The 25,594-nt window shown below is 68.9% G+C and carries 25 protein-coding genes and 1 pseudogene; 10 read left to right on the forward strand and 16 right to left on the reverse strand.

What is annotated here, in order from left to right:
* Positions 1 to 22: 22 nt before the first annotated feature.
* Positions 23 to 379, reverse strand: coding sequence for a DUF5789 family protein (locus C471_RS10245; RefSeq protein WP_004048705.1), 357 nt, complete (start codon positions 377 to 379; stop codon positions 23 to 25).
* 121 nt (positions 380 to 500) lie between these two features.
* Here C471_RS10245 and C471_RS10250 point away from each other — a divergent pair, with 121 nt between their 5' ends.
* Complete coding sequence (locus C471_RS10250; RefSeq protein ID WP_004048706.1) at positions 501 to 1,265, forward strand: creatininase family protein; 765 nt, start codon at positions 501 to 503, stop codon at positions 1,263 to 1,265.
* 13 nt (positions 1,266 to 1,278) lie between these two features.
* Here C471_RS10250 and C471_RS10255 read toward each other — a convergent pair whose 3' ends face one another.
* Both C471_RS10255 and C471_RS10260 read right to left on the reverse strand, forming a co-directional pair.
* Positions 1,279 to 1,704, reverse strand: coding sequence for a DUF5790 family protein (locus C471_RS10255; protein WP_004048707.1), 426 nt, complete (start codon positions 1,702 to 1,704; stop codon positions 1,279 to 1,281).
* A gap of 151 nt (positions 1,705 to 1,855) precedes the next feature.
* Positions 1,856 to 2,662 carry an aldo/keto reductase gene (locus tag C471_RS10260; protein WP_004048708.1) on the reverse strand — a complete coding sequence of 269 codons (807 nt, stop codon included), beginning with the start codon at positions 2,660 to 2,662 and terminating at the stop codon, positions 1,856 to 1,858.
* Between the two features lie 127 nt (positions 2,663 to 2,789).
* On the opposite strand from C471_RS10260, the pseudogene C471_RS16595 reads away from it, so the two are divergent.
* From C471_RS16595 to C471_RS10275, 3 genes and pseudogenes are all read left to right on the forward strand, one after another.
* Positions 2,790 to 3,300 (forward strand): annotated as a pseudogene (locus C471_RS16595) (DoxX family protein).
* A 146-nt stretch (positions 3,301 to 3,446) separates the two neighbouring features.
* Positions 3,447 to 5,171, forward strand: coding sequence for a methyl-accepting chemotaxis protein (locus C471_RS10270; RefSeq protein ID WP_004048710.1), 1,725 nt, complete (start codon positions 3,447 to 3,449; stop codon positions 5,169 to 5,171).
* Position 5,172: 1 nt separating this feature from the next.
* Positions 5,173 to 5,943 carry a bacteriorhodopsin gene (locus tag C471_RS10275; protein ID WP_004048711.1) on the forward strand — a complete coding sequence of 257 codons (771 nt, stop codon included), beginning with the start codon at positions 5,173 to 5,175 and terminating at the stop codon, positions 5,941 to 5,943.
* Positions 5,944 to 5,970: 27 nt separating this feature from the next.
* On the opposite strand, the gene ahbB is transcribed toward C471_RS10275, so the two are convergent.
* Positions 5,971 to 7,050, reverse strand: coding sequence for a siroheme decarboxylase subunit beta (ahbB, locus tag C471_RS10280; RefSeq protein WP_004048712.1), 1,080 nt, complete (start codon positions 7,048 to 7,050; stop codon positions 5,971 to 5,973).
* A gap of 113 nt (positions 7,051 to 7,163) precedes the next feature.
* Positions 7,164 to 7,322, reverse strand: coding sequence for a DUF7317 family protein (locus tag C471_RS17700; protein WP_004048713.1), 159 nt, complete (start codon positions 7,320 to 7,322; stop codon positions 7,164 to 7,166).
* 319 nt (positions 7,323 to 7,641) lie between these two features.
* Here C471_RS17700 and C471_RS10285 point away from each other — a divergent pair, with 319 nt between their 5' ends.
* Entirely contained in the window at positions 7,642 to 8,760 is a 1,119-nt protein-coding gene (locus C471_RS10285) for an anthranilate phosphoribosyltransferase (protein WP_004048714.1), read from the forward strand.
* A 194-nt stretch (positions 8,761 to 8,954) separates the two neighbouring features.
* Positions 8,955 to 9,104, forward strand: a complete 150-nt coding sequence (locus tag C471_RS18475) for a DUF7563 family protein (protein ID WP_004048715.1) — start codon at positions 8,955 to 8,957, stop codon at positions 9,102 to 9,104.
* A 66-nt stretch (positions 9,105 to 9,170) separates the two neighbouring features.
* Here the strand turns inward: C471_RS18475 and C471_RS10290 are convergent, their stop codons facing one another.
* The 3 genes from C471_RS10290 to C471_RS10300 all read right to left on the reverse strand — a co-directional run bounded on the left by C471_RS10290 (position 9,171) and on the right by C471_RS10300 (position 11,186).
* Positions 9,171 to 10,004, reverse strand: a complete 834-nt coding sequence (locus C471_RS10290) for an NAD+ synthase (RefSeq protein WP_004048716.1) — start codon at positions 10,002 to 10,004, stop codon at positions 9,171 to 9,173.
* A gap of 211 nt (positions 10,005 to 10,215) precedes the next feature.
* On the reverse strand, positions 10,216 to 10,806 hold the full coding sequence (locus C471_RS10295; RefSeq protein WP_004048717.1) for an NUDIX hydrolase: 591 nt from the start codon (positions 10,804 to 10,806) through the stop codon (positions 10,216 to 10,218).
* Positions 10,803 to 11,186 (reverse strand): hypothetical protein, encoded by a 384-nt coding sequence (locus C471_RS10300; protein ID WP_004048718.1) that lies wholly within the window; start codon positions 11,184 to 11,186, stop codon positions 10,803 to 10,805. Before C471_RS10300 ends, C471_RS10295 begins: the two co-directional genes overlap by 4 nt.
* A 160-nt stretch (positions 11,187 to 11,346) precedes the next feature.
* Between C471_RS10300 and C471_RS10305 the strand changes: the two genes are divergently transcribed.
* From C471_RS10305 to C471_RS10315, 3 genes are all read left to right on the forward strand, one after another.
* Positions 11,347 to 12,303, forward strand: coding sequence for a DUF5787 family protein (locus C471_RS10305; RefSeq protein WP_004048719.1), 957 nt, complete (start codon positions 11,347 to 11,349; stop codon positions 12,301 to 12,303).
* Positions 12,304 to 12,394: 91 nt separating this feature from the next.
* A complete protein-coding gene (locus C471_RS10310) occupies positions 12,395 to 12,802 on the forward strand; it encodes a CBS domain-containing protein (RefSeq protein WP_004048720.1) in 408 nt (135 codons plus the stop codon).
* Between the two features lie 98 nt (positions 12,803 to 12,900).
* On the forward strand, positions 12,901 to 14,277 hold the full coding sequence (locus C471_RS10315; protein ID WP_004048721.1) for an LLM class flavin-dependent oxidoreductase: 1,377 nt from the start codon (positions 12,901 to 12,903) through the stop codon (positions 14,275 to 14,277).
* Between the two features lie 373 nt (positions 14,278 to 14,650).
* On the opposite strand, the gene C471_RS10320 is transcribed toward C471_RS10315, so the two are convergent.
* Positions 14,651 to 15,124 carry a deoxyuridine 5'-triphosphate nucleotidohydrolase gene (locus C471_RS10320; RefSeq protein WP_004048722.1) on the reverse strand — a complete coding sequence of 158 codons (474 nt, stop codon included), beginning with the start codon at positions 15,122 to 15,124 and terminating at the stop codon, positions 14,651 to 14,653.
* Positions 15,125 to 15,390: 266 nt separating this feature from the next.
* Between C471_RS10320 and C471_RS10325 the strand changes: the two genes are divergently transcribed.
* Positions 15,391 to 17,376, forward strand: a complete 1,986-nt coding sequence (locus tag C471_RS10325) for an aconitate hydratase (protein ID WP_004048723.1) — start codon at positions 15,391 to 15,393, stop codon at positions 17,374 to 17,376.
* A 50-nt stretch (positions 17,377 to 17,426) separates the two neighbouring features.
* Here C471_RS10325 and C471_RS10330 read toward each other — a convergent pair whose 3' ends face one another.
* The 7 genes from C471_RS10330 to C471_RS10360 all read right to left on the reverse strand — a co-directional run bounded on the left by C471_RS10330 (position 17,427) and on the right by C471_RS10360 (position 25,590).
* Complete coding sequence (locus C471_RS10330) at positions 17,427 to 18,734, reverse strand: dicarboxylate/amino acid:cation symporter (protein WP_049909274.1); 1,308 nt, start codon at positions 18,732 to 18,734, stop codon at positions 17,427 to 17,429.
* 150 nt (positions 18,735 to 18,884) lie between these two features.
* Entirely contained in the window at positions 18,885 to 19,538 is a 654-nt protein-coding gene (locus C471_RS10335; RefSeq protein WP_004048725.1) for a 30S ribosomal protein S7, read from the reverse strand.
* On the reverse strand, positions 19,535 to 19,963 hold the full coding sequence (locus C471_RS10340) for a 30S ribosomal protein S12 (RefSeq protein ID WP_004048726.1): 429 nt from the start codon (positions 19,961 to 19,963) through the stop codon (positions 19,535 to 19,537). Before C471_RS10340 ends, C471_RS10335 begins: the two co-directional genes overlap by 4 nt.
* A gap of 224 nt (positions 19,964 to 20,187) precedes the next feature.
* Positions 20,188 to 20,997: a DUF7537 family lipoprotein gene (locus C471_RS10345; RefSeq protein ID WP_004048727.1), complete on the reverse strand. Its 810-nt coding sequence runs from the start codon at positions 20,995 to 20,997 to the stop codon at positions 20,188 to 20,190.
* A gap of 45 nt (positions 20,998 to 21,042) precedes the next feature.
* Positions 21,043 to 21,462, reverse strand: coding sequence for a NusA-like transcription termination signal-binding factor (locus C471_RS10350; RefSeq protein ID WP_004048728.1), 420 nt, complete (start codon positions 21,460 to 21,462; stop codon positions 21,043 to 21,045).
* A complete protein-coding gene (gene rpoA2, locus C471_RS10355) occupies positions 21,462 to 22,676 on the reverse strand; it encodes a DNA-directed RNA polymerase subunit A'' (RefSeq protein WP_004048729.1) in 1,215 nt (404 codons plus the stop codon). Before rpoA2 ends, C471_RS10350 begins: the two co-directional genes overlap by 1 nt.
* Positions 22,669 to 25,590: a DNA-directed RNA polymerase subunit A' gene (locus C471_RS10360; protein ID WP_049909276.1), complete on the reverse strand. Its 2,922-nt coding sequence runs from the start codon at positions 25,588 to 25,590 to the stop codon at positions 22,669 to 22,671. The genes rpoA2 and C471_RS10360 overlap by 8 nt, the downstream gene beginning before the upstream one ends.
* Positions 25,591 to 25,594: the final 4 nt, after the last annotated feature.

The following is a 25,594-nucleotide window of genomic DNA, read 5'->3' on the forward strand; positions in this document are numbered from 1 at the left end:
CGACTGACGCCGGGAGGACGGGCTACTCCGACAGCCGGCTCCAGTCGCCCGCTCGGTCGACCTCCGGCGAATCCCGGTCGTCGCTCTCCGCGGCTTCGCTTTCTCCCGACTTCCCGTGATACCCGACCACCGCGTCGTCGTCGAGCCCGCCGAGGATCGCGTCCCGGACCTCCCACGGCTCGGCGAACGTCGTCGCCTCGCACTCCTGCAGCGCCGACTCCAGCCGCCGGTCGCCCGCCGCGGTCGCCAGCTCGAACCCACCGTACTGCTCGATCAGCTCCCCGGCCGTCACCGGATATCGGTGCTCGCGGAGCGCCCGTTTCAACGGCCCGAACGTCACCCCGTACGCCTGCGCTTGGTTCTCGTTGTCGTTGCTCATACTCGATCCCTCATCGCCCGTCGGATTAATACTCCCGCCGGATCGAGCCGTTCGAGTCGTCCCCCGCCTCGGCTCAACCGCGGACCGTCGCCTATACGGCGCGGCCCGACGACGACCCGGTATGCGACTCGCGGACGCCACCTGGACCGACGTGCGCGACGCCGATGTCGACGTCGCGCTCGTCCCCGTCGGCAGCACCGAACAGCACGGCCCTCACGCCCCGCTCGGGACCGACACGCTCGACGCGGTCGCGGTCGCGGAGGCGGGCGCGGCGGCCTACGAGACGGCGGCGAACGGTGACGGAGCGCCCGCCGAAGCCGCCGAAGCCGCCGTCACCCCGCCGATCCCCGTCGGCGTCGCCGAGGAACACCGCGCGTTCGACGGGACGATGTGGGTCTCGCCCGAGACCTTCCGCGCGTACGCTCGCGAGGCGGCCGAATCGCTGCCGCACCACGGGATCGACCGGGTCGTGTTCGTCAACGGGCACGGCGGCAACGTGGAGGCGCTCGCGGAGGTCGCCCGTCGGTTCTCGCGCGACTCCGCCCACGACGGGTACGCCGTCGCGTTCACCTGGTTCGAGGCGGTCGGCGAGCACGCGAGCGACATGGGACACGCCGGCCCGCTGGAGACGGCGCTGCTGCGCGCGACGAACCCCGATCTCGTCCGCGAGGACCGGATCGAGGAGTCCCACGAGGGCGCCGCGGACCGCTGGGGCGAGTGGGTCTCGGGCGTGAACCTCGCGCACGACTCCGACGAGTTCACCGAGAACGGGGTGGTGGGCGACCCGAGCGCGGGCGACGTGGCGCGCGGCGAGGCCCTGCTCGACCTCGCGAGCGACGCGCTCGCGGATCTGACGGCGGCGGTCGTCGATCGCGAAACGCGATAGCTGCGGGCGGCGCCTACTCCTCGTCTTCCTCGCTCTCCTCTCCGTCCGCCTCCGCCGCGTCCTGCAGCGCGCCGCGGATCGCGGGGACGGTGCCGGTGAGCGAGCCGACCTCCTCGGCGGCGGCCTCGATGTCGCCGACGAGCGACTCCAACTCCTCGATCTCCGCTTTTAAATCGTCGGCGTCGTCGAAGGCGTCGGCGCGCTCGCCGAGCACGTACGCCTTCTTCGCCGAGCGGACGCTGTCGACGGCGTCGCCGACGTCGAGCGACGACTTCAGGCCGTTGAGCGCACCGAGCACGTTGTCCGCGTCCGTCTCCCACACCGCGTCGGCGTCGGGAAGCTCCGCGCGGGCGGCCCGCAGATGCTCTCGGACCTCGGCACGCGTCTCCTCGGCGGCCTCGCCGAACAGGTCGTCGTCGTCGAACGTGGACTGGCTCATACCCGAGTCGTCGTGCCGACGCCTTTTAAAAACGCGCCCGAAAGCGGAAGTGAAACCCGACTCGACGCGGCGTCTGCGGTCCGGTTCGGTGCGACCGGGCGTTCAGTTTCGCTCCGGACGCCGACGCGCTCGTCGGGGGACCGGTCGCCGATCACGCCTGATTCCACGGTGCCTCCTCGAAGTCGACGATCCGCTCGCCGCGGTCGAGCGCGTCGATCCGGGCGATCTCGCCGTCGGTCAGGTCGATCTCGCGGGCCGCCCAGTTGGCCTCGACGTGGCCGAAGTCGGCGGCCTTCGGGATCGGGGCGACCCGGTCCTTCGAGAGCAGCCACGCGAGGCTCACCTGCGCCGGGCTCGCGTCGTGGTTCGCGGCGATCTCTCGGAGCACGTCCACGTCGGCGACGCGGTTGCGCGCGATCGGCGAGTAGGCGACGAGCCAGTGGTCGTGCTCGGCCGCGCGCTCGCGCAACTCCTCCTGTTGAAGCAGCGGGTGGCACTCCACCTGATGCGCGAACACGTCGTGATCCAGTCGGTCGATCGCCTCGTCGAGCTGATCCGGACGGAAGTTCGAGAGCCCGATCCGGTCGACGACTCCCTCGTCGACGAGGTCGTCGAGCGCGGGTAGCGTCTCCTCGGGATCGTAGGTGTCGATCGGCCAGTGGACGTACAGCAGGTCGATCGAGTCGACCCCGAGCCGGTCGCGACTCACACGCGCGGTCGCGGTCGCGTCGTCGTACGAGAGGGTGTCCGTCGAGAGCTTCGTCGCGACGAACAGCTCCTCGCGATCCACGTCCGTGCGGTCGATCCCCGCCGACACCGACGCCTCGTTGTCGTACCCCTGCGCGGTGTCGACGTGCCGGTATCCCGTCTCGATCGCGTGGGCGACGCCGGAGACGCACTCCTCGCCGTCCGCCAGCTTGTACGTCCCGTATCCGAGCCTGTCGAAGGCGTTCGTCATGGTCTCCCACGCGGGCGGCGGCGCCCTCAACGTACCGGTCCAGAGCGGATCGGAGCATCGGTCGGACGGATCGCACCGCCCGAGAATCCGGCCCCATTTTTAAGCCATCTCCGAGAGTCGGGGACGTATGTCAACGAAAGAAGTTGCGCTGCGAAGTACGATCGGCGGCGTTTCGGTGGAGGGGAAGCTCCACACGCTGAGCGTGTGGTTCATTCTGGCGCTGCGGCTGATGATCGGGCTCGCGTTCTTCCAGAGCGGTCTCGACAAGGTCCTCNGCGAACGGGAGCCCGGCGGCCGGGCTGTTCGCCGCGATGGGCGAGAACGCGCTGTTCGTCGACTTCGTGAACGTCGCGGTGCCGTGGGGTGAGGTCTTCATCGGGCTCGGCGTGATCGTCGGCCTGCTCACGCGGCTCGCCGCCTTCTGGGGCGCGTTCATGATGCTCCTCTTTTACCTCGGCAACTGGGACATCTCGCACGGCTACATCAACGGCGACTTCGCGTACATGCTCGTGTTCCTCTCGGTCGCCGCCTTCGGCGCCGGTCGGATCCTCGGGCTGGACTCGATCGTCGAGCAGTACGTGGTCGGCGGGCAGCCCCTCGTCGAGCGGTACCCGTGGACCCGATACCTCCTCGGGTGAAGGCCATCGGGTGAGAGACCGCCGGGGCTCGATGAGAGACCCTCCGATCCCCCGCTAACGACGGGCTCGGAGGCGGGCTGAGTTATCACTCGTAATATTCGGGTGGCAGTTATTATGCCGACACGATCCCTGCCAACCAGTACACTATGCACGAGGGATCGTCCTCCGGCGTCCGGTCGAGTTACGGCGCGAAGCTCGCGCTGTCTTTGATCGGGGTCATGGGGGTCTCAGTTTCTTACGGGGTCATCGTTTACCTCCGCGCGGAGGGGGCCGGAGGCGCGGGCGCAGAGGTGCGCTCCGGGCTCGTCGGGATGACGCTGTTGACGGTGATCGGGCTCGCGCTCATCGGCGTCACCGTTGGATCGAACACGGTCATCTCCCTGCGACAGCTCACGGCCAAGGCCGAGCGGATGGCCGAGGGGGACCTCGACGTGCGGTTGGAGACGGGACGAACCGACGAGATCGGGCGGCTGTTCCGGGCGTTCGACTCCATGCGCGGCTCGCTCCGGTCCGAGATCGACGACGCCGAGACGGCCCGCGAGGAGGCCGAGCGGGCGCGACGCGAGGCGACAGAGCGCGCCGAGACGGTCGAGCGAAAGGCGACCGAGTACGAGTCGGCGATGCGCGCGCTCGCCGACGGAGACCTGACTCGGCGGGTCGACCCCGACAGCGACAACGAGGCGATGGCGCGGGTCGGCACCGCGTTCAACGAGATGGCGGACGAGCTGGAGGGGACGGTCGCCTCCGTCGCGACCGTCGCCGAGGACACCGCCGACGTGGCCGGCACCGTCGACGACCGCACGGAGGACCTGCGGGCGACGACCGGGACCGTGAGCGAGGCGGTCGAGGAGATCGCCGAGGGGGCGCGCACCCAGCGCGACGACCTGCAGGCGGCGACCGACGAGGCCGAGAACCTCGCGTCGTCGGCCGAGGAGGTCGCCTCCACCGTCACCGACGTGGCGGAGACCGCGGAGCACGCCGCCGCGGTCGGCGAGGAGGGCCGCGAGGCCGCCGAGGAGGCGCTCGCGGAGATGGACGCGGTCGAGGAGACGACCGCGGAGACCGCCGCGGAGGTCGAGGCGCTCGCCGAGGAGGTCGAGGAGATCGGCGAGGTCGTCGACGCCATCTCGGAGATCGCGGAGCAGACGAACCTGCTCGCGCTCAACGCCTCGATCGAGGCGGCCCGGTCCGGCGCCGACGGCGCCGGCTTCGCGGTCGTCGCCGAGGAAGTGAAAGCGCTGGCCGAGGAGACGCAGGAGTCGGCGAGCGAGATCGAGGCCCGGATCCACTCCGTCCAGGAACGCGCGGAGACGGGCGTCGACGCGATGGCGCGCACCGAGCAGCGGATCTCCGCCGGCGTCGACACGGTCGAGACGTCGATCGACGCCTTGGAACGCCTCGCGGAGGCCTCCGAGCGGACCGACACGAGCATGACCGAGATCACCCGAGCGACCGAGACGCAGGCCGACTCCGTCGACGCGGTGGTCGGTCACGTCGAGGACGTCTCCGCGATCAGCGCACAGACCGCGAGCGCGGCCGGCGACGTGACCGGCGCGGTCGACGAACAGGAACGGACCCTCGGCGCGGTCGAGACCGCGGCCGGGTCGCTCTCGGACCGCGCGCTCGCGCTGCGCGATGCGGTCGAGGACTTCGAGTTCGAGGCTCACGACGGCCTCGGCGCCGCGTCCGACGCCGCGGTCGGCGGTGACGGCGACGCCACCGGTGCCGACGGCGACGCTACCCCCACCGCGGTCTCCGACGGCGGAACGGACGGGGAGCTCGACGACGGGACCGCGGGGGGCTCCTTCGACTTCCCACACGGTGACGGAGCGGGTGACCCCGCCGACGCCGACGGGGAGGGGGTGAACTGAGATGCTCGTCGACACCGCCGTCTGGGCCTGGATCGGCGTGCTCGCGATGGGCGCCGGCACGATTCCCCCGCTGTGGGCGTGGTACTCCCGCTCGTCGGAAACGGGCGAGTCGCACGCCGTCTACTACGCCACCCTCGCCGGCGTCACCGGCGTCGCGGCGCTCGCGTACCTCGCGATGGCGCTCGGCGTCGGCACGGTGTCGACGTCGGCCGGGGAGCTCGAAGTCGTCAGGTACGTCGACTGGCTCGTGACCACGCCGCTTCTGCTCCTCTATCTCGGACTGCTCGCTCGGCCGTCCCGGCGCGTGCTCGCCGGCCTGATCGGGATCGACGTGGTGATAATCGCCGGCGGCATCGCCGCCGCCGCGACCAGCGGGCCGGTCTCGTGGGTCGCCTTCGGCGTCGCCGGGGTCGCGTACCTCGGGCTCGTCTACGGGCTCCTCGTCGCGCTCCCGCGGTCGGCCTCGGCGGAGGGCGACCGGGTCCGCGCCGTCTTCGGCACGCTCCGGAACATCACGGTGGTGCTGTGGACGCTGTACCCGGTGGTGTGGCTGCTCGCCCCCACCGGATTCGGTCTGCTGACGCCGGCGACGGAGATGCTCGTGTTCGTCTACCTCGACATCGTCTCGAAGGTCGGCTTCGTCGTCGTCGCGGTCGCGGGCGCCGACGCGCTCGACCGCCTCGGCGCCGAACGCGGGCTCGACGCCGAACGCGAGTTCGTCGCGGCCGACCCCGACGCCGCCGATCAGACGACCGTCCTCGGCGACGACTGAGCCGCGGTTCCTCCCTCGGTTTCTTCCTCACTCCCCGTCCGCGACGAGGTCCTCGTACCGCGCGCCCGTCTGTTTCAGCGTCTCCGTCGAGTAGAGCCGCTCGTGGGTGAAGGGGAGGTGGTCGGCCGCCAGCTCGTCGATCTTCTCATCGACCGCCTCGGCCTCGCGGCCGTGGATCATGGTGAACAGGTTGTACTCCCAGTCCTGCTCCGTTCGGCGCGGGCGGTGGTAACACAGCGTGACGTACGGGAGGCTCCCGACCGCCTCGCCGCGCTCGTCGAGCTCGTCGTCGGGCACGTCCCAGACTACCATGCAGTTGTTCGTGAACCCGGTGACGACGTGGTTGACGACGCAGCCGATCCGCTTGATGCAGCCGCCGGCGAGCAGGCGATCGACCGCCGAGAGCACGTCGTCGACGGTCGGATCGACGCCGGAGCCGGTCGCGCCGATCTCGTCCGCCACGTCGGCGTAGGGGGTCGCCGACAGCGGGAAGCCGTCCTGGATCGCCAAGAGGAGGTCGGCGTCGAGCGGGGTGAGGTCGCCGCGGGCGTCCTCGGAGATGCGAGTGGCGGAGACCTCGGTCTGATCCAGCGATTCCCGCGCGAACCGGTCCCCGTTCACGACGGGGAACTCCAGGTCGATGTAGTAGTCCGTGAGCATCGGGAGCGCCAGCACCTCGCAGCCGGTCCGCTCCTCGATCTCCGCGAGGATCGCGTCGCGCGTCTCCCGCGAGCCTGCGGTGACGACGAACCACTGGTTCCACTCGTGATCCCGGCGGTAGTTGTGGTTCACCTGCCGGTAGCCGTTGATCACCTCGGCGATCTCGTCGAACCGGCCCTCGGGCGCGCGCACCGCCGCCAGCGTCGAGGAACCGATCACCGGGGGGTTGAGGACCGCCCCGAACCGCCGGAAGACGCCGTGCTCCCGGAGGTCGCGAACGCGTTCGAGGATCGCGTCGGCGTCGACGTCGGCTCCCGTCTCGGCCGCGATCTCGCGCGCGACCCGCTCGAACGGGCGCGACTCGACGGGGAAGCCGCTCTGGTACTCGTCGATGAGGGCCGCGTCGACGGCGTCGACGTCGGCCCGCCAGTCGGCGTCCAGACTCATTACGCCGGATTGGGGTCGCGAGTACGTACGGGTTTCGGAGAACGCGGGAGCGGCCGCCCGATACGGCGCTCGGTCGTCAGCGGGAACGCGAGGGTCGATCGTCGATGTCGGCGTCAGTCGTCAGCGGAGGCCTCGCCCGGCGTCGGCGCGAACGCCCGGGCGCTCTCTTCGAGTTGGATCGTCGAGCAGCCGCCGACGGTCGCGGCCTGTTCGAGCGTCAGTGTGCGGGCGCGATACAGCGTGAGTGCGGTGGCCACGGATTTGGACGTCATCGGGTACGATACTCAACTAGATGGACGTACATATAACTCTAACGCCTTTTGCAGTGTGTTACAGAACACAAGCGCTACAGAATTATCTTTTTGTATCTTTTTGTGCTCCTGAAGGCAACGTACGTTCTTTTCTAATGTGTGAACGTGTACCACAGAACGGCCGCGAACGGTCTCAGCGACCGGAGTCGGCGCTCGCGCGCGCCGCGACCGAGCGAGACGGCAGCTCGGATCGGTGCCCCGCTGACGCGCCGGTTCGCCCCCTTCTCAGCGTTCGGGAGCCGAGCGAGGGACTTTTCGCCCGAGGTCCCGAACGAGGCGTATGGCTCAGGCGACCCAGGAGTTCGGCGACTGGCCCCTCAAACGGCTGATGACCGAGGTGTGCGGCTCCGGCCACAAGTCGGCCGACGACCTCACGCGCGCGCAGGCGACCGAGGCGTTCGAGCGCATCCTCGCGGACGAGCCCGACCCGACCACGCTCGGTGCGTTCTGGCTCGCGAACCGCTGGAAGCGGAACACGCCCGAGGAGCTGGGCGCGTACGTCGACGTGATGTGCGAGCGCGTCGAGTACGCCGAACCGGACGCCGACCCCGTCGACTGCGGCGCCAACTACGACGGGAAGGGGCGCTCCGCGATCCTCGGCGTCGCGGCGGGCGTCGTCGCGGCCGCAGCGGGCACCCCCGTCGTCGTCCACTCGGGCGATCGCGTCCCCACGCAGAAGCAGGACGCGTACAAGCACGTCTTAGAGGAGCTGGGCGTCCACACGGAGCTGACGCCCTCCGACTCCGCCGACATGGTCGACGAGACCGGCTTCGGCTTCTACTACCAGCCGGCGTTCAACCCCGCGGTCGACGACCTGTTCGAGCGCCGCGACCAGATGGGGGTCCGGACGTTCGTCAACACGATCGAGACCCTGGCGAACCCCGCCGGGGCGTCGGTCCACCTCGGCTCCTTCTACCACCTCGCGTTCGCGAAGAAGGTGGTCGACACGTTCGTGGAAAGCGAGTTCCACGACCTCGACCGCGTCCTGATGTTCCAGGGGATGGAGGGGTACGACGACGTGCGCCCCGGCTACACGAAGGTCGCCGAGTGGGACGCCGCGGGCGACGAGGAAGGCGGAACCGACGGCGACGCCGAGGCGGCCGGCAGCGAGGGCGCCTCCTTCACCGACTTCGAGATCGAGACCGCGGAGTACGGGATGGACCTCGAAGAGGCGGACCTCGCGGTCGACGACGTCGCCGTCGAGTCGGCCGAGATCACCGAGGATGTGCTCACCGGCGAGCGCGACGGCCCCTTCGCCGACGCGGTCGCGGTCAACGCCGCGCTCCGGATCTACGCCCGCGAGGACGTCGACTCGATCGAGGCTGGCCTCGACGCGGCCCGCGAGGTCATCGACGACGGCTCCGCACACGACGTCCTCGAAGCGCTCCGCGAGTTCTGACCGGACCGACGCGTCTCGTCTCTCACAGTTTCTCGTTCTCCGTTCGGTCGCCTCCTGTGGCTACTTCTCCCCACGATCACCCTCCAAAACAGACCGATCTGGGTCGAATTTGGGACAGAATTCGGAAAGGCGTCTTGAGGCCGTAGCCCCAAGTGGAAGCGTACCGAACATGATCCACGATACCGCTTCCCACTATGCCGACGTGTGAACACTGCGAGGCACACGTCTCCGACCGGTTCGCCCGGGTGTTTGCGGACGCCCGCGGCCGGATACACGCGTGCCCGAACTGCTCGGCGAACGCCGGAATCGCGGAGGTCGCGAAAGAACGAGCGCAGAACGCCTGACTCCCCCCCTGACCGACACTTTTCGGCCCTTTCGCCCTGCTTCTCCGTTTCACCGCCCGTCGACGCCTAGCGCTCGGGCGCGGGCGGCATCGAGCGCTTGTGAGCGCTGCGCTCGACGAGCTCGACGACGCGGTCGACGGCCTCCTCCGGCACGTCGAGTTCGCGGACCGTCGCCGCCCGCGAGAGCCCGCCGTCGACGTGGACCGCCAAGATCGCGTCGACGGTGTCGTAGTCCAGCCCCATCTCCGCGGCGTCGGTCTGGCCCTCCCACATGCCCGCGGTCGGCTCCTGCATCACGAGGTCGTGCGGGACGCCGACGTGCGCGGCCAGCTGGCGCACCTGCTGTTTGTACAGGTTCCCGATGGGGTTGCAGTCGACCGCCTGGTCGCCGTACTTCGTGAAATAGCCCGTCATCGCCTCCGCGCGGTTCCCGGTCCCCAGCACGATCCGGTTCTCCGCGTTGGCGACGAAGTAGTTCAACACCGCGCGCGTCCGGACGTAGACGTTGCCCGCCGCCATGCGGTCGTCGGCGGCCTCGGGGACGGCGTCGAAGACGGACTCCGCGATCGGCTGGATCTCGATCACGTCGTACTCGATCCCGAGCTCGTGGGCGACGCGCTCGGCGTCGCTCATCACGTCCGGGTCGTTCACCTCGGCGGGCATCGTGATCCCGTGCAGTCCGTCCTCGCCGAGCGCCTCGACGGCGAGGTAGGCGGTCAGCGTCGAGTCGATCCCGCCCGAGAGGCCGAGAACGGCGCCGTCGGCGCCGGCGTCGTCGACGAGATCGGCGATGAACGAGACGATGCGCTCGCGGGCGTTCTCCAGCTCCTCCTCCGAGAGGCGGAGGTCGAGCGGGGGGTCGTCCGACAGCAACACCGACTGGTCCGAGGTCCGGCTCATGGGGTGAGTCTGGGACCGCGGCGACTAATACCTCCCCGTCGGCGCGGGGAACTGGACGCGCGTCGGGTTCTACGGGAGCCCCTCCTCTTCGGCCAACAGCAACTCCTCCTCTTCGACCAACAGCAACTCCTCCTCTTCGACCAACAGCAACTCCTCCTCTTCGGCCAACAGCAACTCCTCCTCTTCGGCCTACAGGAGCCCTCTCTTCGGCCTACAGGAGCCCCTCCTCTTCGGCCAACAGCAACCCCTCCAGCGTCGCGTCGTTCGTCGGCGGCTCCCGGGCGACCGCCAGCGCCTCGTCGATCGGGACCGTCCGCGGGACGAGGAACTCGTTGCTGTCGTGGTCGACGTCGACGGGCTCTAACCCCTCGGCGAACACGTAGCCGCGCGTGTGGCGCAACACGCCCGTCGAACACCACACCTCCTGGAGCAACGAGGTGGAGTCCGGCTCGAAGCCGGTCTCCTCGGCGAGCTCGCGCGCCCCGGCGGCGGTGTACGACTCACCGGGCTCGACGATCCCCGCGGGGAGCTCCAGTTGGGTGTTCCGCACGGTTGGGCGGTACTGCTCGACGAACAGCACGTGGTCGTCGGCGACCGCGACGATCACCGTCGCGGGCGACAGCTCCGCCCAGTAGTACTTCTTCTCCGTCCCGTCGGGCTGCTCGACGCGGTCGTAGCCGCCGACGAACCACCCCTCGTCGTACTCGACGACGACCTCTCGGACCGGCCACTCCGGTTCGCCGGGGAGCGAGTGGTTCCGTCCGTCGTCGAACGCCGGCAGGTCGCCGAGGCCGTCGCTCACGGCTGTACCACCTCCACGTAATACGCCTGTCCGCCGCGTCGGACGCGAACGCCGTCGCCGCTCGCCGCCCCCGGCACCTGTTGGGTGAGGGCGTCAACCTCGTCGAACGGCGTGTGGGTGAACCATTCTTTCACCCCGTACGGACCGGTCTGGTACCCCTCGGAGCGCCCGTCGTCGCTCGCGATCGCGCTCGTGAGGAACGGGTACCGCCGGTCCGAGACGTTGTTCACGTCGGCCGCGGTCTCGTTCGTCTCGATCGGCTCGGCGGTGAGGTAGTAGGGGTCGCCGCTCCCGAGGTAGCTCGGAAGCGCCCCCAGCGCGAGCAGGGCGACGACGACCAGGGCGATGGCGATGAGGAGGTTCCGGGTGACCCGGCGCATGGATCACCGTTGGCGTCGGCCGGGAATACCGGTTTCGACCGCGGTGAAACGCCGCCGATTCGCGAGCCGCATCCGTCGACGCCGCACTCGACGGCGCCGTACCCGACTGTGCCCGCCCCGCCGCCGACGCGCTTTACTCGCCCGCGCCCCTCCCTCCCCCATGGAGTTCCGGTTCGAGCTGGCGCTGTGTGCCGCGCTCGAATCCCCTGACCGCGTCGTCGCTCGCCAGCTCGGCGCCGGGATCGAGAACCCCGGCGGCCGGATCGTCGACGTCTGCGTGCTGACGCCCGGTCCGGAGTTCGATCGGCGCGCGGCGATCGCGCCCGACCGGATCCCGGACCCCGCGATCGAAGCGGCGGTCGGTCCCGGCGAGGCAGTCCCCCTCACCGAGGCGTTCGACCTCCGGCCGGACCGCGCCGAGGCCGTCGCCGAGCGCGCGGCCGAGATCGGCTACCTCGAACGCGAGCGCCGCGACGGGCGGCCGGTCGTGCGCTCGACCGCCCGGTACCCCGACGACTGGGTCGGTTCGCTGACCGCAATCGAGAACAAGCCGGACCTGGGTACGCCCGGCAATCTGGCGGCCCAACTGCGGTACGACGCCGCGCTCGAACTGTTCGACGAGGTCGTGCTCGCGACCGCCTCCTACGTCACCCGCGCGCACCTCAACCGGATCCCCGAGGCGGTCGGCGTCTGGCGGTTCGACCCGGACACGGGCGAGCGCGAGGTCGTCCGGGAGCCGACGCCGCTCGATCCCGACGCGCCCGGCGTCGAGATCCGCGAGGAGCGCGGGCTCCGGACCGACGTGGCGCTCGTCGACCCCGCCGCGAAGGCGCGGAAGCGCCGACGGGTCGCCGAGCGCGCCTACGGGAAGGGGTGGCGCCCCGATCCCCCGGCCTGCGCGCACGCGACCACGACCCCCGACGGGCACCCGTACTGCGAGCGGTTCGACCGGCCCGTCGACCCCGGGCGTGACTGCGGCGCGGCCTGTGACGCGCACGACCCCGCGGATCCGCCCGATCCCCGCCGTGACCGTCTCCGCGACGAGCGGACCGCGTGGGTGGCCGACCCCGCTAGCGACGGTCCGCGCCGCCAGTCCGGGCTCTCGCGGTTCCTGTGACGCCCCCGGATCTCCGCCTCCGCTCCCCGCGACTCGCCGCTACTCCGTCGCTCGTGAGAACGCTTATACTCCGAGGGACGGACTCTCACGTATGGACGACATCGAAGACGTGTTCGTCGCGCGGTTGATGACCAGCGACCTCCACACGGTGACGCCGGACACGCTGGTCGAGGACGCGGCGGCCGTGCTGCTCGACAACGACATCAGCTCGACGCTGGTCGTCGACGACGAGGGCGCCTTGATCGGTATCCTCACCACGACCGACTTCGTCGACATCGTCGCGAAGAGCCAGCCGAAGGCCGAAACGACCGTCGAGCGGTACCTGACACGCGATCCGATCACGGCGAGCGCACAGGACTCCGTCTCGGCGGTGGCCAAGATGATGGTCGAGCACGGGATCCACCACGTTCCGGTCGTCGACGGCGACAAGCCGATCGGCATCATCACCACGTCCGACTTCGCGGCGTACGTCTCCTCGCCGGAGACGGTGTCGCCGTAGCCCGACTCTTCTTCTCGCCTCTCGATACCGCGTCCCCGACGCCGACAAGTCCCGCCTCTTTCTGTGGGGTATTACCCGCGGATCGCCTACCGCGGTCTATGTCCGACCACCTGCATCTCAACCTCTTCACCATGGCCTCCGTCGAGCACGTCTCGCCCGGGTCGTGGACCTACCCCGGCGACCGGTCGCCGGAGTACACCGACCGCGAGTACTGGACCGAGGTCGCGCGCACCGCCGAGCGCGGCGGCTTCGACGCGGTGTTCTTCGCCGACGTGCGCGGGATCTACGACGTGTACGGGGACGACCGCGAGACGGCCGTCGAGAAGGCGGTCCAGACGCCCGCGAGCGACCCGCAGCTCGTCGTGCCCGCGATGGCGGAGGTCACCGACGACCTCGGCTTCGCCGTGACGCGCTCGACGACCTACACGCACCCCTACCAGCTCGCGCGGGAGTTCTCCACGCTCGACCACCTCACCGACGGGCGAGTCGCGCTCAACGTCGTCACCTCGTACCTCCAGTCCGCCGCCGAGAACCTCGGGCTCGACGAGCGGATGGACAAGGAGACGCGCTACGACCGCGCCGACGAGTTCCTCGACGTCTGTTACGAGCTCTGGGAGGAGTCGTGGGACGACGACGCCGTCGAGATCGACCGCGAGGCGGGCCGGTACACCGACCCGGAGAAGGTCTCGGCGATCGACCACGAGGGTGAGCACTTCTCGGTGCCCGGCCCCCACGGCTGCGAGCCCTCGCCGCAGCGTACGCCCGTGATCTATCAGGCGGGCTCGTCGGACCGCGGGCGGGAGTTCGCGGCCGCGAACGCGGAGGGCGTCTTCGCCAGCCAGCCGACCGAGGAGGGCGTCCGCGAGTACATGACGGACGTGAAGTCGCGCGCGGCGGACCACGGGCGCGACCCCGAGAGCCTCAACTTCTTCATCGGCGTCGTGCCGATCGTCGGCGAGACGGAGGCCGCCGCCGAGGCGAAACACGAGGCGTACAAAGCGCACGTCGACGTCGAGGCGACGCTCGCGCTCCTCTCGGGGTTCCTCGACATGGACCTCTCCGAGCTCGACCCCGACCAGAAGGTCGAACACATCGAGACCGACGCGATCCAGGGGACGATGAACGCGTTCACCAAGGCCCAGCCCGACCGCGAGTGGACCGTCCGCGAGGTCGCCGAGTTCTGCGGGCTCGGTACCACCTCTCCGAAGATCGTCGGCACCCCGGAACAGGTCGTCGACGAGCTGGAGTACTGGCACGAGGAGGTCGGCGTCCACGGGTTCAACGTGAAGGAGGTCGTCCGCCCCGACTCGCTGACCGACTTCGTCGACCTCGTCGTCCCCGAACTGCGCGAGCGGGGGCTGGTCCCCGACCCGGACGACGCCGGGGACGCGCCGCGCGGCGACGGGACCCTCCGCGAGCGACTCCTCGGTCCGGGCCAGTCGGGGCTCCGCGAGGACCACCCGGCGAAGCAGTGACGGCGCGCGCCCCCGCCCGGCGTCGCGACGCTCTCGGCGATCGCTAATACGACAACTCTGCCGCCCCCGGCACGCTTAAGTGGATTCCACCGCTTGTTTCAGGTGACGCTTCGCTTGGAGGGCCGAAGCGTCAGCGGGGACCTACTGAACGGCACGCCCGTGCCACTTTTTCCTGGCACGGGCGTGCCGTTCGTTCCTTTGACTATCCGAGAGCGACCGGTACCCGGCGGCACGGCTCGACTGACGCGGCTTCGTTCCATGCGCGCCCGTCTCGCCGACGCGTCCAGGAGCCTCGGCGCTGACGGCGGTCGTCGTGATCCCACGGAGCCGCGGATCTCGGCAGGAACTGCCGCGATCGCGGTCGCCGAGCCGATCAGAGTCGCTCGCCCTGATACGACCCCTCGTAGGTCCCGTCGTGATCGGCGGTCGCGAGCACCAACTGGGCGATCCGCGCGCCGGGCTCGATCTCGATCGCGTGGCCCACGTCGAGGCGACCCTCACCGACGCCCTCGTAGCCCGCGTCCCAGACCGCGGTGTCGAGGGTACAGGAGTTGCGCAGCAGCGTCGACCGCGGGAGCACGAACCCGATCCGATCGTCGGGAATCCGCACCGGCTCGCCGTATCGGACGACGTACGTGCCGGCCTCCAGCCGGTACGTCCCGTCCTCCGGCTCCAGTTCCTCGCGCTCGCCGACCCGCTTGCCGTCGCGCCGGATCGCGCCCGTCTCGGTCTGCTCGAAGACGGCACCGACCGTGAGGTCGACGCCGTTCGGCTGTCGCTGCTCGTCGTCGAGGTCGGCGCCGCCCGCGTCGAGCGCCGCCGCGACCGTCGCTCCCGAGTCGAACATGTCCAACCGAATCCGCGGGCGAGACTAAACGGTGTCGTCCGCTATCGCGGCGCCGATCGCTCCGATCGGACGAGTCGCTCAAACCCCCGATTTCGGAGGGTATAGCCCTTTATCGGCCTTATACACTCGTTACGCCTATTCCTTACATGGGTAGTGGTACCACACTTGGTCTCCCGCAATATTCAGTACCAGAACCGATCTAACACGGTCGATCTTGCAAAAAACTCGCGGGTTTTATATCCACGGGAGGGCCAACTTCGGATGATATGGGACAGACGATTACGGAGAAAATCCTCGATGACCATCTCGTCGAGGGCGAGCTGACGCCCGGCGAGGAGATCGGCATCGAGATCGACCAGGTGCTGACCCAGGACACCACTGGGACGATGGTGTGGCTCCAGTTCGAGGCGCTGGATCTGGACGAGGTCCAGACGGAGCTCGCCGCGCAGTACTGCGACCACCAGACGTACCAGTTCGACTTCAAGAACACCGACGACCACCGCTTCCTCCGCTCCGCGGCCGGCACGTTCGGCGCGTACTTCTCCCGGCCCGGTAACGGGATCTGCCACCAGGTCCACAAGGAGAACTTCGCGGCGCCCGGCAAGACGCTGCTCGGCTCCGACTCGCACACGCCGACCCCCGGCGGGCTCGGCCAGCTCGCGATCGGCGCCGGCGGCCTCGACATCGCCGTCGCGATGGGCGGCGGCCCCTACTACGTCGAGATGCCGGAGGTCGTCAACGTCCACCTCGAAGGCGAGCTCCCCGAGTGGGCGACCGCCAAGGACGTGGCGCTCCACCTGCTCGGCGAGCTGACCGTCAAGGGCGGCGTCGGCAAGATCTTCGAGTACACCGGCCCCGGCGCCGAGAAGCTCACGATCCCCGAGCGCACCACGATCACGAACCTCGGCACCGAGCTCGGCGCCACCTCCTCGATCTTCGCGACCGACGAGAAGACGAAAGACTGGCTCGCGCGCCAGGACCGCGAGGAGGAGTACGTCGACCTCCAGCCCGACGACGACGCCGAATACGCGGAGACGATCGAGGTCGATCTCGACGAGCTCGAACCGCTCGTGGCCGCGCCGTCGATGCCCGACAACGTCGCCCCCGTCAGCGAGTACGAGGGCACCGACGTCGAGCAGGTCATCGTCGGCTCCTGTACCAACGGCGCCTACGAGGACATCCTCCCCAGCGCGAAGATGCTGGAGGGCCGCGAGGTCGCCAAGCAGACCGAGATGATCGTCGCGCCCGGCTCGAAGCAGGCCTCCGAGATGCTGGCCCGCGAGGGCTGGACCGCGGAGATGATGGCGGCCGGCGTCAACTTCTCCGAGGCGACGTGTGGCGCGTGTATCGGTATCGGTCACGTGCCCGCCTCCGACTCCGTCTCGCTGCGCACCTTCAACCGCAACTTCGAGGGTCGCTCCGGCATCGAAGACGACTCCGTCTTCCTCTGTTCGCCCGAGGTCGCCACCGCGGCGGCCATCACCGGCAAAATCGTCGACCCCCGCGACCTCGCCGACGACCTCGGCGATCTCGAGGCGCCCGGCCTGGAGATGGGGACGAAGTACGGCCCCGGCATGGGACAGGACGACTCCGACATCATCTCGCCCGACGAGGCGATCGACGACGGCCTCGTCAAGGGCCCGAACATCGGCGACGTGCCGCTCAAAGACGGGATCGACGTGGACGGCGGCGAGGCCCTCCTCAAGATGGAGGACAACATCACCACCGACCACATCATCCCGGCGACGGCAGATATCCTGAAGTTCCGCTCGAACATCGAGAAGCTCTCCGAGTTCACGCTCTCGCGCGTCGACGACACCTTCGCGCAGCGCGCCCTCGACGCCGACGGCGGCGTCCTCGTGGCCGGCGAGAACTACGGACAGGGCTCCTCGCGTGAGCACGCGGCCCTCTGTCCGATGTACCTCGGCATCGAGGCTGTCTTCGCCCAGAGCTTCGCCCGCATCCACAAGGCGAACCTGTTCAACTTCGGTATCGTCCCGCTGGCGATCGACGCGGAGACGTACGAGAAGATCGACCAGGGCGACGACCTCGAAATCGTCGACGACGTGCCCGCGGGCGTCTCCTCCGGACAGGAGGAGTTCACCGTGAGCGTCAACGGCGAGTGGGAGTTCACCGCCGACCTGGACGCCTCCGAACGCGAGCGCGACATCCTCGCGGCCGGCGGCAAGCTCTCGTGGGTCAAACAGCAGCACGCCGACGACGGCTCCGGTGCGGCGCCGGCCGACGACTGAGGCGGCCGCCGACGCCGACCGCTCGGTCCGACCCCGATTCCTCCGTTTTTTCAGTCGTCGCCAGCGGCGACGCCGGTGTCCCCGCTTTCCCCGACCCACGCGCCCCGCGTGAAGTCGATCGCGTCGTTCCACTTCGCGACGACGGTGGTGACCGCGAGGTCGCCGCTGATGTTGGTCATCGTCCGCAACCGGTCTAAGATCGGATCGACGCCCGCGACGAACCCGACGACCTCCAACGGAAGCCCGAGCTGCGTCAACACGAGCGTCAACATGATGAGGCCGGTCCCCGGCACGCCCGCCGCGCCGACGCTCGCCAGCACCGCCACGAGCACGACGGTCACCTGTTCGGCGATGGACAGTTGGACGCCGACGAGGTTCGCGGCGAAGATCGCGGCCACCCCCTGGTACAGGGCGGTCCCGTCCATGTTGATCGTCGCGCCCAGCGGCAGCGAGAAGCTGTAGACCCCTTCGTCGATGTGGAAGTTGTCGTCGGCGTTCGCCATCGTCACCGGGAGCGTCCCGCTCGACGAGCGGATCGACAGCGCAGTGATCAGCGCGTCCCGCCCGCCGGTGAGGAACCCGATCGGCGACTGGCCGGCGAGCAGCCGCACGAAGATCCCGAGGTGGACGACCGCGATGTGTGCGAGGACGGCGATCAGCAGAGTCGCGATAAGCAGCGCGAACGGCACGATCGCGTCCACGCCGGCCTCGCCGAACACCGCCGCCATCAGCGCGAACACGCCGATCACGCCGTACTCCATCACCCCCCAGACGACCTTGAACATCGCCTCCGCGCCCGCCTCGGCCAAGTTGTAGAACGACTCGACTCCGTCCCGGATGTCCGGCGAGTCGGCCGACTGTTCGACGAGCGCTAACGCGAGTCCGAACACGATGACGAAGAAGATGGTCGGGAGGATGTCTCCGGACGCCATCGCCCCGATCGGATTTTGGGGCACGATCCCCAGTATCACCTCGACGATGTCGGGCGCTTCGGCGGTCTGCGGCTCCGCGTCCCCCAGTTCGAGGTTGGCCCCCGGATCGATGAGGTTCGCGACCAGCAGTCCGAAGCCGACCGCCGCGGCCGAGGTGAGGGCGTACAACGCGACAACCTGCCCGCCGATCTTGCCGAGATTGCTCGGCGAGAGCCGACGCGCCCCCATCAGCAGCGTGAACACGACAATCGGGACGATCAGCATGCTCAGCAGGTTCACGAAAATGTCCCCGAGCGGCTGGAGCGCCGTCGCCGGCTGACCGACGACGAGTCCGAACACCGAACCGAGCACGAACGCCACCCCGATTCGATAGACGATCGGTACTGACCGATACCGCTGCCACGATCGCATGGTTGTGCTTGCCATCCACTCGATGTGGTTAGGCAATCGTCAAGTAGGTACCGGCGCTACCGTGCATTCGCTGCGATCGGTGACGTTCGGATTTTGATTCGAACAGATCTGCCGGTCACGACACGGAACGAAGGAAAACCGAGCGGTAGCGGCGGCGGCGCGACGTTAGCGGGCCGCGGCGGCGACGCGCTCGCGCTCCTCCTTCTGCGAGATGGAGTAGGAGCGCTCGGGGTCGTAGTCCGCGGCCGTGACGAGCTCGTTGGCGAGCGCCTCGGCGGCGGAGGTCGTCGACTTGTACGTCGCGTTGGCGACGCCGTCGGAGATGAACAGCAGCGCTTGGTCGACGCGGCGCTGGGGCGCGACGTCGACCGCCTTCGGGACGGAGATCCCGCCGTACTTCAGGCGGACGGTCTCCTCGCGGGGCGCGGCGTTCTCGACGGCCGTCACGAGGATCTGGACCGGGTTCTCCTCGGTCCGCTCGTGGATGATGTCGAAGGCGTCGCGGACGATCCGCGTCGCCTGCTGCTTCTTGCCCGTGTTCTCGTCGGTCTGCATCAGCCGGTTGATCATCCGCTCGACCAGCGAGATCTCGGACTTCTTGAACTGCTTGGACGCGTGGCGGCCCATCGTGTGCGCGATGGGCGTCACGGTCATGTAGCGCTTCGTCGAGGGGTCCTCGTAGGCGATCTCGGTCACGTCCCAGACGCCGAACAGCTTGGCGTTCTCGTTGGCGGCCTCGCTGGACGCGGGCGCGTCCGGATCCGGCTCGTCGGCGGCGACGTCCTCGTCGGACGGCGCCTCGGTCTCCTCACCGCTCATCTGACGGGCTTCTCCGCGTTTCCGCGAACCAGTTCGATCATGGAGACGCCGTTGACCTTCTCGACTTTGTAGTTGACGCCGGAGAGGTCGCCCATCGCGCGACCCTTCGCGCCGCCGATCCCGGCGATCGTGACCTCGTCGTGCTCGTCGATGAACGAGATTGCGCCGTCACCGGGACAGAACGCGGTGACCTGCTTCCCGTTCTTGATGAGCTGAACGCGGACGCACTTTCGGATCGCCGAGTTCGGCTGCTTTGCCTCGATCCCGACCTTCTCCAGCACGATCCCGCGGGCCTGCGGGGCGCCCTCGAGGGGGTCGGACTTCTTCTTGAGCCCGCGCTCTCGCCGAGCGTACTCGGAGTCGGACCAGCGTCGCTTCTGCCGGTCCTGTTTGAGCTTACGGGCCGCGTATTTGCCGTTCGCCATCGTACATCCACTTCCGAACGGAGCTACTTAAGCGTCGTCTTTCGCCTCGAAGAAACGCCCTCAGATCGCTCGAACGGTACCTCTCGTCCGTTCTGAGAGTGTTTTGCGCCTTCGAGCGGTCGGAAACGACGGGTGCTCGCTCCCGTTGAGACGGTAAGCCGTCGAGAGCGCCCGTCGTTTCGTCTGGAACCGATCCGGGAACGCGCCCGAAACGCGTCCGAGCGTCAGGCGCTCGTCTCCTCGCGCGCCGCCGCGACCCACTCCGGTTCCGACACCGTCGCGCCGAGGTCGCGGTAGTCGATGTCGACGTCGACGGTCGCCTCCTGCCCGTCGTGGTCGCCCGCCCACGACTGCTCGAGCCGCGGCACCACGCCGGACTCGTACACGTGAACCGTCGCCGCCGCCGTCTCGACGGTCTCCGGGACGTTCCGGTCGCCCTCGAAGGAGTCGGCGGTGAACCGCGCCGTCGGCTCGCCGCGCACCTCGCCCTCGCCGTCGCTCGTCGGGTTCCACAGATTCAGCCCCTCATACTCCGTCTCGCCGCCCGCGGTCTCCCCCTCGACGCGGATCCCCGTCACGACCTCCGAGCGCATCGCCGATTCGAGGTCGTCGCCCGACCGGTCGACCGGCTGCCGGCCGTACTGCGTCTCGTCCCCGCTCTGCTGGCGAATCAGCGCCACGTCGTCGGCGACGTACAGCTCCGACACGTCGGTTTCCTCGCTTTCGGTCACCGTCTGCCGCACGTACTGACGCCCGTTCTCTAGGTCGTACGCGGACTCGTACTCCTGTGAGGGGAGCCACGGGCTCGGCTCCGTCTCCCCGTCGTGGGTCGTCTCCGCCGTCGAGAACAGCGTCGCGCCTCCGGCGTCGACGAGCGCCTCGACGTGGCGCTCCGAGAGGGCGGCCACGTCGAGGCCGTCCTTGTTCCGCCACTCCGCGTCGGGGAATGGGCGGTCCGATCCGCCGCCGAGACAGCCCGCGGTCCCGATAGCGACTCCGGTCCCGACGCCGACGAGGAAGCGTCTCCGGTCCATGCCGCGAGACACGAGCGCGTCGACAAAAGGGCGTGGGTTCCGTCCTCAGGTGAGTTGGATGTCGTCGATGTCGTAGTGCCGCTTCGCCAGCGTCCGCGCCGTCTCGATGTTGGCGCCGTCGGCGCCGATGGCCACGCCGCGGTCCGGCTCCGGCACTTCGACGTACGCGACTCGATCGTTCTGCTCGGAGATCGTCACGGCGTTGACCGCCGCGGGCGAGAGCGCGCTCGCGACGAACGCCTCCGCCGTGTCCGCGTCCTCGACCAGTTCGACGGACTTGCCGAGCCGCCGCTCCGCCTCCTCGACGGTCTCGCCAGCCTGTCCGATCGCGGCGGCCATCTCGCCGGCCGGCACGAGGAACACGAGCCGGTCGCTCTCCACGAGGCAGTCCTTCGGCGCGACCCCGGTCAGCTCGTCGAAGCGACCGATGTATCGCCGGGCCTCGTCGGAGAGCTCGACGCGCATTAGTCGTCGCCCACGACGCGCGACCCCATCCGGAGGTCGACGTCGCCGGTGCCGAGCGAGATCGGCTTACCGGCGATGACGTTCTCGATGACGCCGTCGAGCTCGTCGTACTCGCCGTGGATCGCGGCGTCGAGCAGGTGGTTGACCGTCACCTCGAACGCCGCGCGTGCGAGCACGGAGTCCTTCGAGCCCGAGATGCCGTGGCGGCCGATCGACTCGATCTCGCCGTTGTTCGTCATGATGTCCGCGACGAGCATGAGGTGGCGGACGTTCACGTCGTCGAGCCCCTGCTCTTCGAGCGTGTTCTTCGTCTCGTCGATGATCGTCTCGCGGGCCGCCTCGACCCCGAGGTTGCGGTAGATCTCGTGGATGTTGTTACACGTCGTTCGCGAGGCGTCGACGCCCTCGATGTCGAGGGCGTCGCCGAACGCCGACCCCTCGGTGTAGAGGACGAACTCCTCGTCGCCGTCGATCTCCTCTTTCCGGATGACGACGCGTTCGATCTCCTCGATCCCCTTGAACACGATCTCCCGAAGCCGCTCGACGAGCTGGAGCAGCTCGCGGTAGCTCGGCTCGTTCGGCCCGAACTCCACGACGGTCCCCGACTGTCGGGTGTCGACGCCGAGCGAGTCCTCGATCGTCTCGGCGATGATCGCGGCGACCTCGGACGGGTCCGAATGCGTCGGCCACCGTTCGAGGAGGGTGTCGTCGTTCAGGTCGATCCGCACCAGCATGTCCGCGACGTTCGTCGACACGTCGCCGAGCGCGAGGATGCGCGTCGCCTCGATGGACCAGACGACCTCGTGGGCCTTCTCGCGGTCCGTGGCGTGCTCGCCTTCGAGGTGGACCGTCATCATCGGCGTGTCCGGCGTCTTCCGGGCGTCTACCAGCTCGATGAGCCGGGGGAGCCCCTGCGTGACGTCGATCTCCGCGACGCCGGCGTAGTGGAACGTGTTCATCGTCATCTGCGTCCCGGGCTCGCCGATCGATTGCGCGGAGACGGTACCGACCGGGTCGAGCGGGTCGACCCGCGTCTCGATGTAGCGGTTCTCGACGCCGGTCGCGATGTCGGTGGCCTGCTCGACGGTGACCTCGCCGGTCTCCTCGGCCTTCCGGTCGATCGCCTCGTACACCTCGTCTTTGAGGCGGGAGGGAAGCTCAGTGGCCTCCACGACCGCCTCGATGTCGTCGGTGACGTGGTCGTACTCAGTCATCCGACTCCACCCCCGAGGCCTTGTTGAGGCCCGGTCCGGAGTGTTCCGAGAGGTTCGTCGGCGGCGCGCGCTCGCCGAGGAACCGCTCCTTCTCGTCGTCGGAGTCGAACTCCGAGTCGACGACGCGGTCGACGATGTCGTCGACGTCGATGCCGTCTCCCTCGCCCGAGGACACCTTCACCGGCGAGGTGCCGTCCTCGCCGAACTCGAACTGGACGATCCGGCCCGAGGTGTCCCGGACCGTCCCGTCGTACTGCGCCTCCAGTTCGGAGAGCGCGTTGATGAGCCGGCGCTGGAGGTAGCCGGACTTGGAGGTCCGGACCGCCGTGTCGACCAGCCCCTCGCGGCCGCCCATCGCGTGGAAGAAGAACTCCTGAGGCGTGAGCCCGCCGCGGTAGGAGTTCTCCACGAAGCCGTGCGCCTCCGACGAGAGGTCGTTCTCCTTGTAGTGGGAGAGCGTCCGGTCTTCGTAGCCGCGGTTGATCCGCTCGCCGCGGACCGCCTGCTGACCGACGGATCCGGCCATCTGCGTGAGGTTCAGCATCGACCCACGCGCGCCGGAGCGGGCCATCACGACCGCCGGGTTGTCGTCGCCGAAGTGCTGGTCGGCGATCTCACCGGCCGAGTCGCGCGCCTTCCCGAGCGTCTGCATGATCTTCATCTCCAGCGTCTCGTCGACGCCGCGGCCCGGGAGCGACTCAAGCTCGCCGGCCTCGTACGTTGCGATTAGCTCCTGCACGCGGTCGTAGGCGCTCTGGATCGCGTCGTCGACCTGCTCTTCGGCCTCCGGCGGGATCGACTCGTCGTCGATCCCGATCGAGAACCCGAAGTGCATGATCGCGCGCATCGCCAGCGACGCGATCTCGTTGATGAACACGCGCGAGCGCGTCTCGCCGTACTCCTTGGTGAGGGTGTCGACGACCTCGCCGCCGAACGCGCCGACGGCGTCCTCGTCGATCGTCCCCTCGACCAGCTGGCCGTTCTCGATGAGCACCCTGTCGCCCGTCGAGGAGGTGAAGTCCAGCGAGAGGTCGTCGGGGAGCAGCTCCGAGAACAGCGTCCGACCGGTCCAGTACTCGCGTCCCTCGTCGTCGACGCCGTCCGCCTCGGGCAGCTCGTCGACGCGGGTCGCGCGCAGCAGGTCCAGCGCCTGCGTCTCCGTGAACTCGGGGTTCGAGTGGGTGAGCAGGTACGTCCCCGAGATGTGGTCCTGAATGGCGCCGATGATGTTCCCGCCGAACCGGGGCGAGAGGATCTGCTCTTGGACGCGCATGAGGACGCGCGCCTCGGCGCGGGCCTCCTCGTTTTGAAGCGCGTGCATGTTCATCTCGTCGCCGTCGAAGTCGGCGTTGTACGGCGGACAGACGACGGTGTTGAGCCGGAACGTCTTGTACGGCATCACCACGACCTCGTGGGCCATGATGGACATCCGGTGCAGCGAGGGCTGCCGGTTGAAGATCACGATGTCGCCGTCGACGAGGTGCCGATTGACTTCCCAGTCGGCCTCGACCTTCTCGGCGAGCTCCTCGCAGTTCTTCTCGGTCACCTTCAGCCGGCGACCGTCGGGGCGGCGCACGTAGTTGGCGCCGGGGTGGGCCTCCGGCCCGTTCCGGACGTACTGCCGCGCCTCGTCGACGTTGCGTTCGGTGACGTTGAGCGTCTGGGTCATCTCCTTGGCGACCCGGTCCGGGACGCCGACCTCGTTCAGCGAGAGCGTCGGGTCCGGCGAGATGACGGTCCGGGCGGAGAAGTTGACGCGCTTCCCGGACAGCGAGCCGCGGAAGCGGCCCTCCTTCCCTTTCAGTCGCTGGCTGAGGGTCTTGAGGGGGCGGCCGGAGCGGTGTCGCGCCGGCGGCGTCCCGCTGATCTCGTTGTCGACGAACGTGGTGACGTGGTACTGGAGCAGCTCCCAGAGGTCCTCGATGATCAGCTGCGGGGCGCCCGCCTCGCGGTTCTCCATGAACCGCTGGTTGATCCGGATGATGTCGACCAGCTTGTGCGTGAGGTCGTCCTCGGAGCGCTGGCCGTTATCCAGCGTGATCGAGGGACGCGTGGTGACCGGCGGCACCGGCAGCACCGTCAGGATCATCCACTCCGGCCGAGAGTGCTCGGAGTCGATGCCGAGGACCTCCAGGTCCTCGTCCGGGATGTCCTCGAACCAGTCGCGGATGTCCGAGGGCATCAGCTTGTTCATGTCCTCTTCGGTGAGATCGATGTCGAGCGCCTTCTCGATGGCGCGGCGGTCCTCCTTGCGCGGCCGGAACTCGCCGGCCATGATCTCGTTGATCCGGTCTAAGGCGATGTCGGTCTTCTCGGCGAGCTCCTGCGGCGAGGTGCCCGGGTCGTCCTCCTCCTCGTCGGGCTGCATCGCGGCCGCGATCCGCTCGGAGTAGTCGCCCGAGAGCACGTCCTGGACCTCGTAGTAGGTGGTCGGCTTCTCGTGTTTGATGTCCGCCTGCGGCTCGCCGCAGAACGGGCAGGTGGACGCCTTCCGGGCCTGCCGGACGGCGGCCTTCAGCACGTCGTGCTCGTCGTCGCCGAGCTCCTGCGCCCGCTCATAGCGGTCGCGGAACTCGTCGCGCTGCGCCTCGTCTAAGGCCAGCCGGCCGCACTCCCGGCACGTCGAGCGGAGCAGCCGCCGGATGAGCTTCGTGAAGCCGACGTGAATGACCGGGGCCGCGAGCTCGATGTGGCCGAAGTGGCCGTTACAGGAGCCGGAGTGGGAGCCGCAGGTCCGACACTCCAGGCCGGGGTCGATGACGCCCAGCCGCGGGTCCATCAGCCCCATGTCGATCGGGTAGCCGTCGTCGTCGTACGTGTCGGCCGTGATAACCTTCGTCGCCGACATGTCCCGGTACGTCTCCGGGTCCATGAGGCCGAAGTCGATGCCGCCGAGCACTTTCGGTGTTTGCATTGAC

This window comes from Halorubrum saccharovorum DSM 1137, from assembly GCF_000337915.1.
GTDB lineage: Archaea > Halobacteriota > Halobacteria > Halobacteriales > Haloferacaceae > Halorubrum > Halorubrum saccharovorum.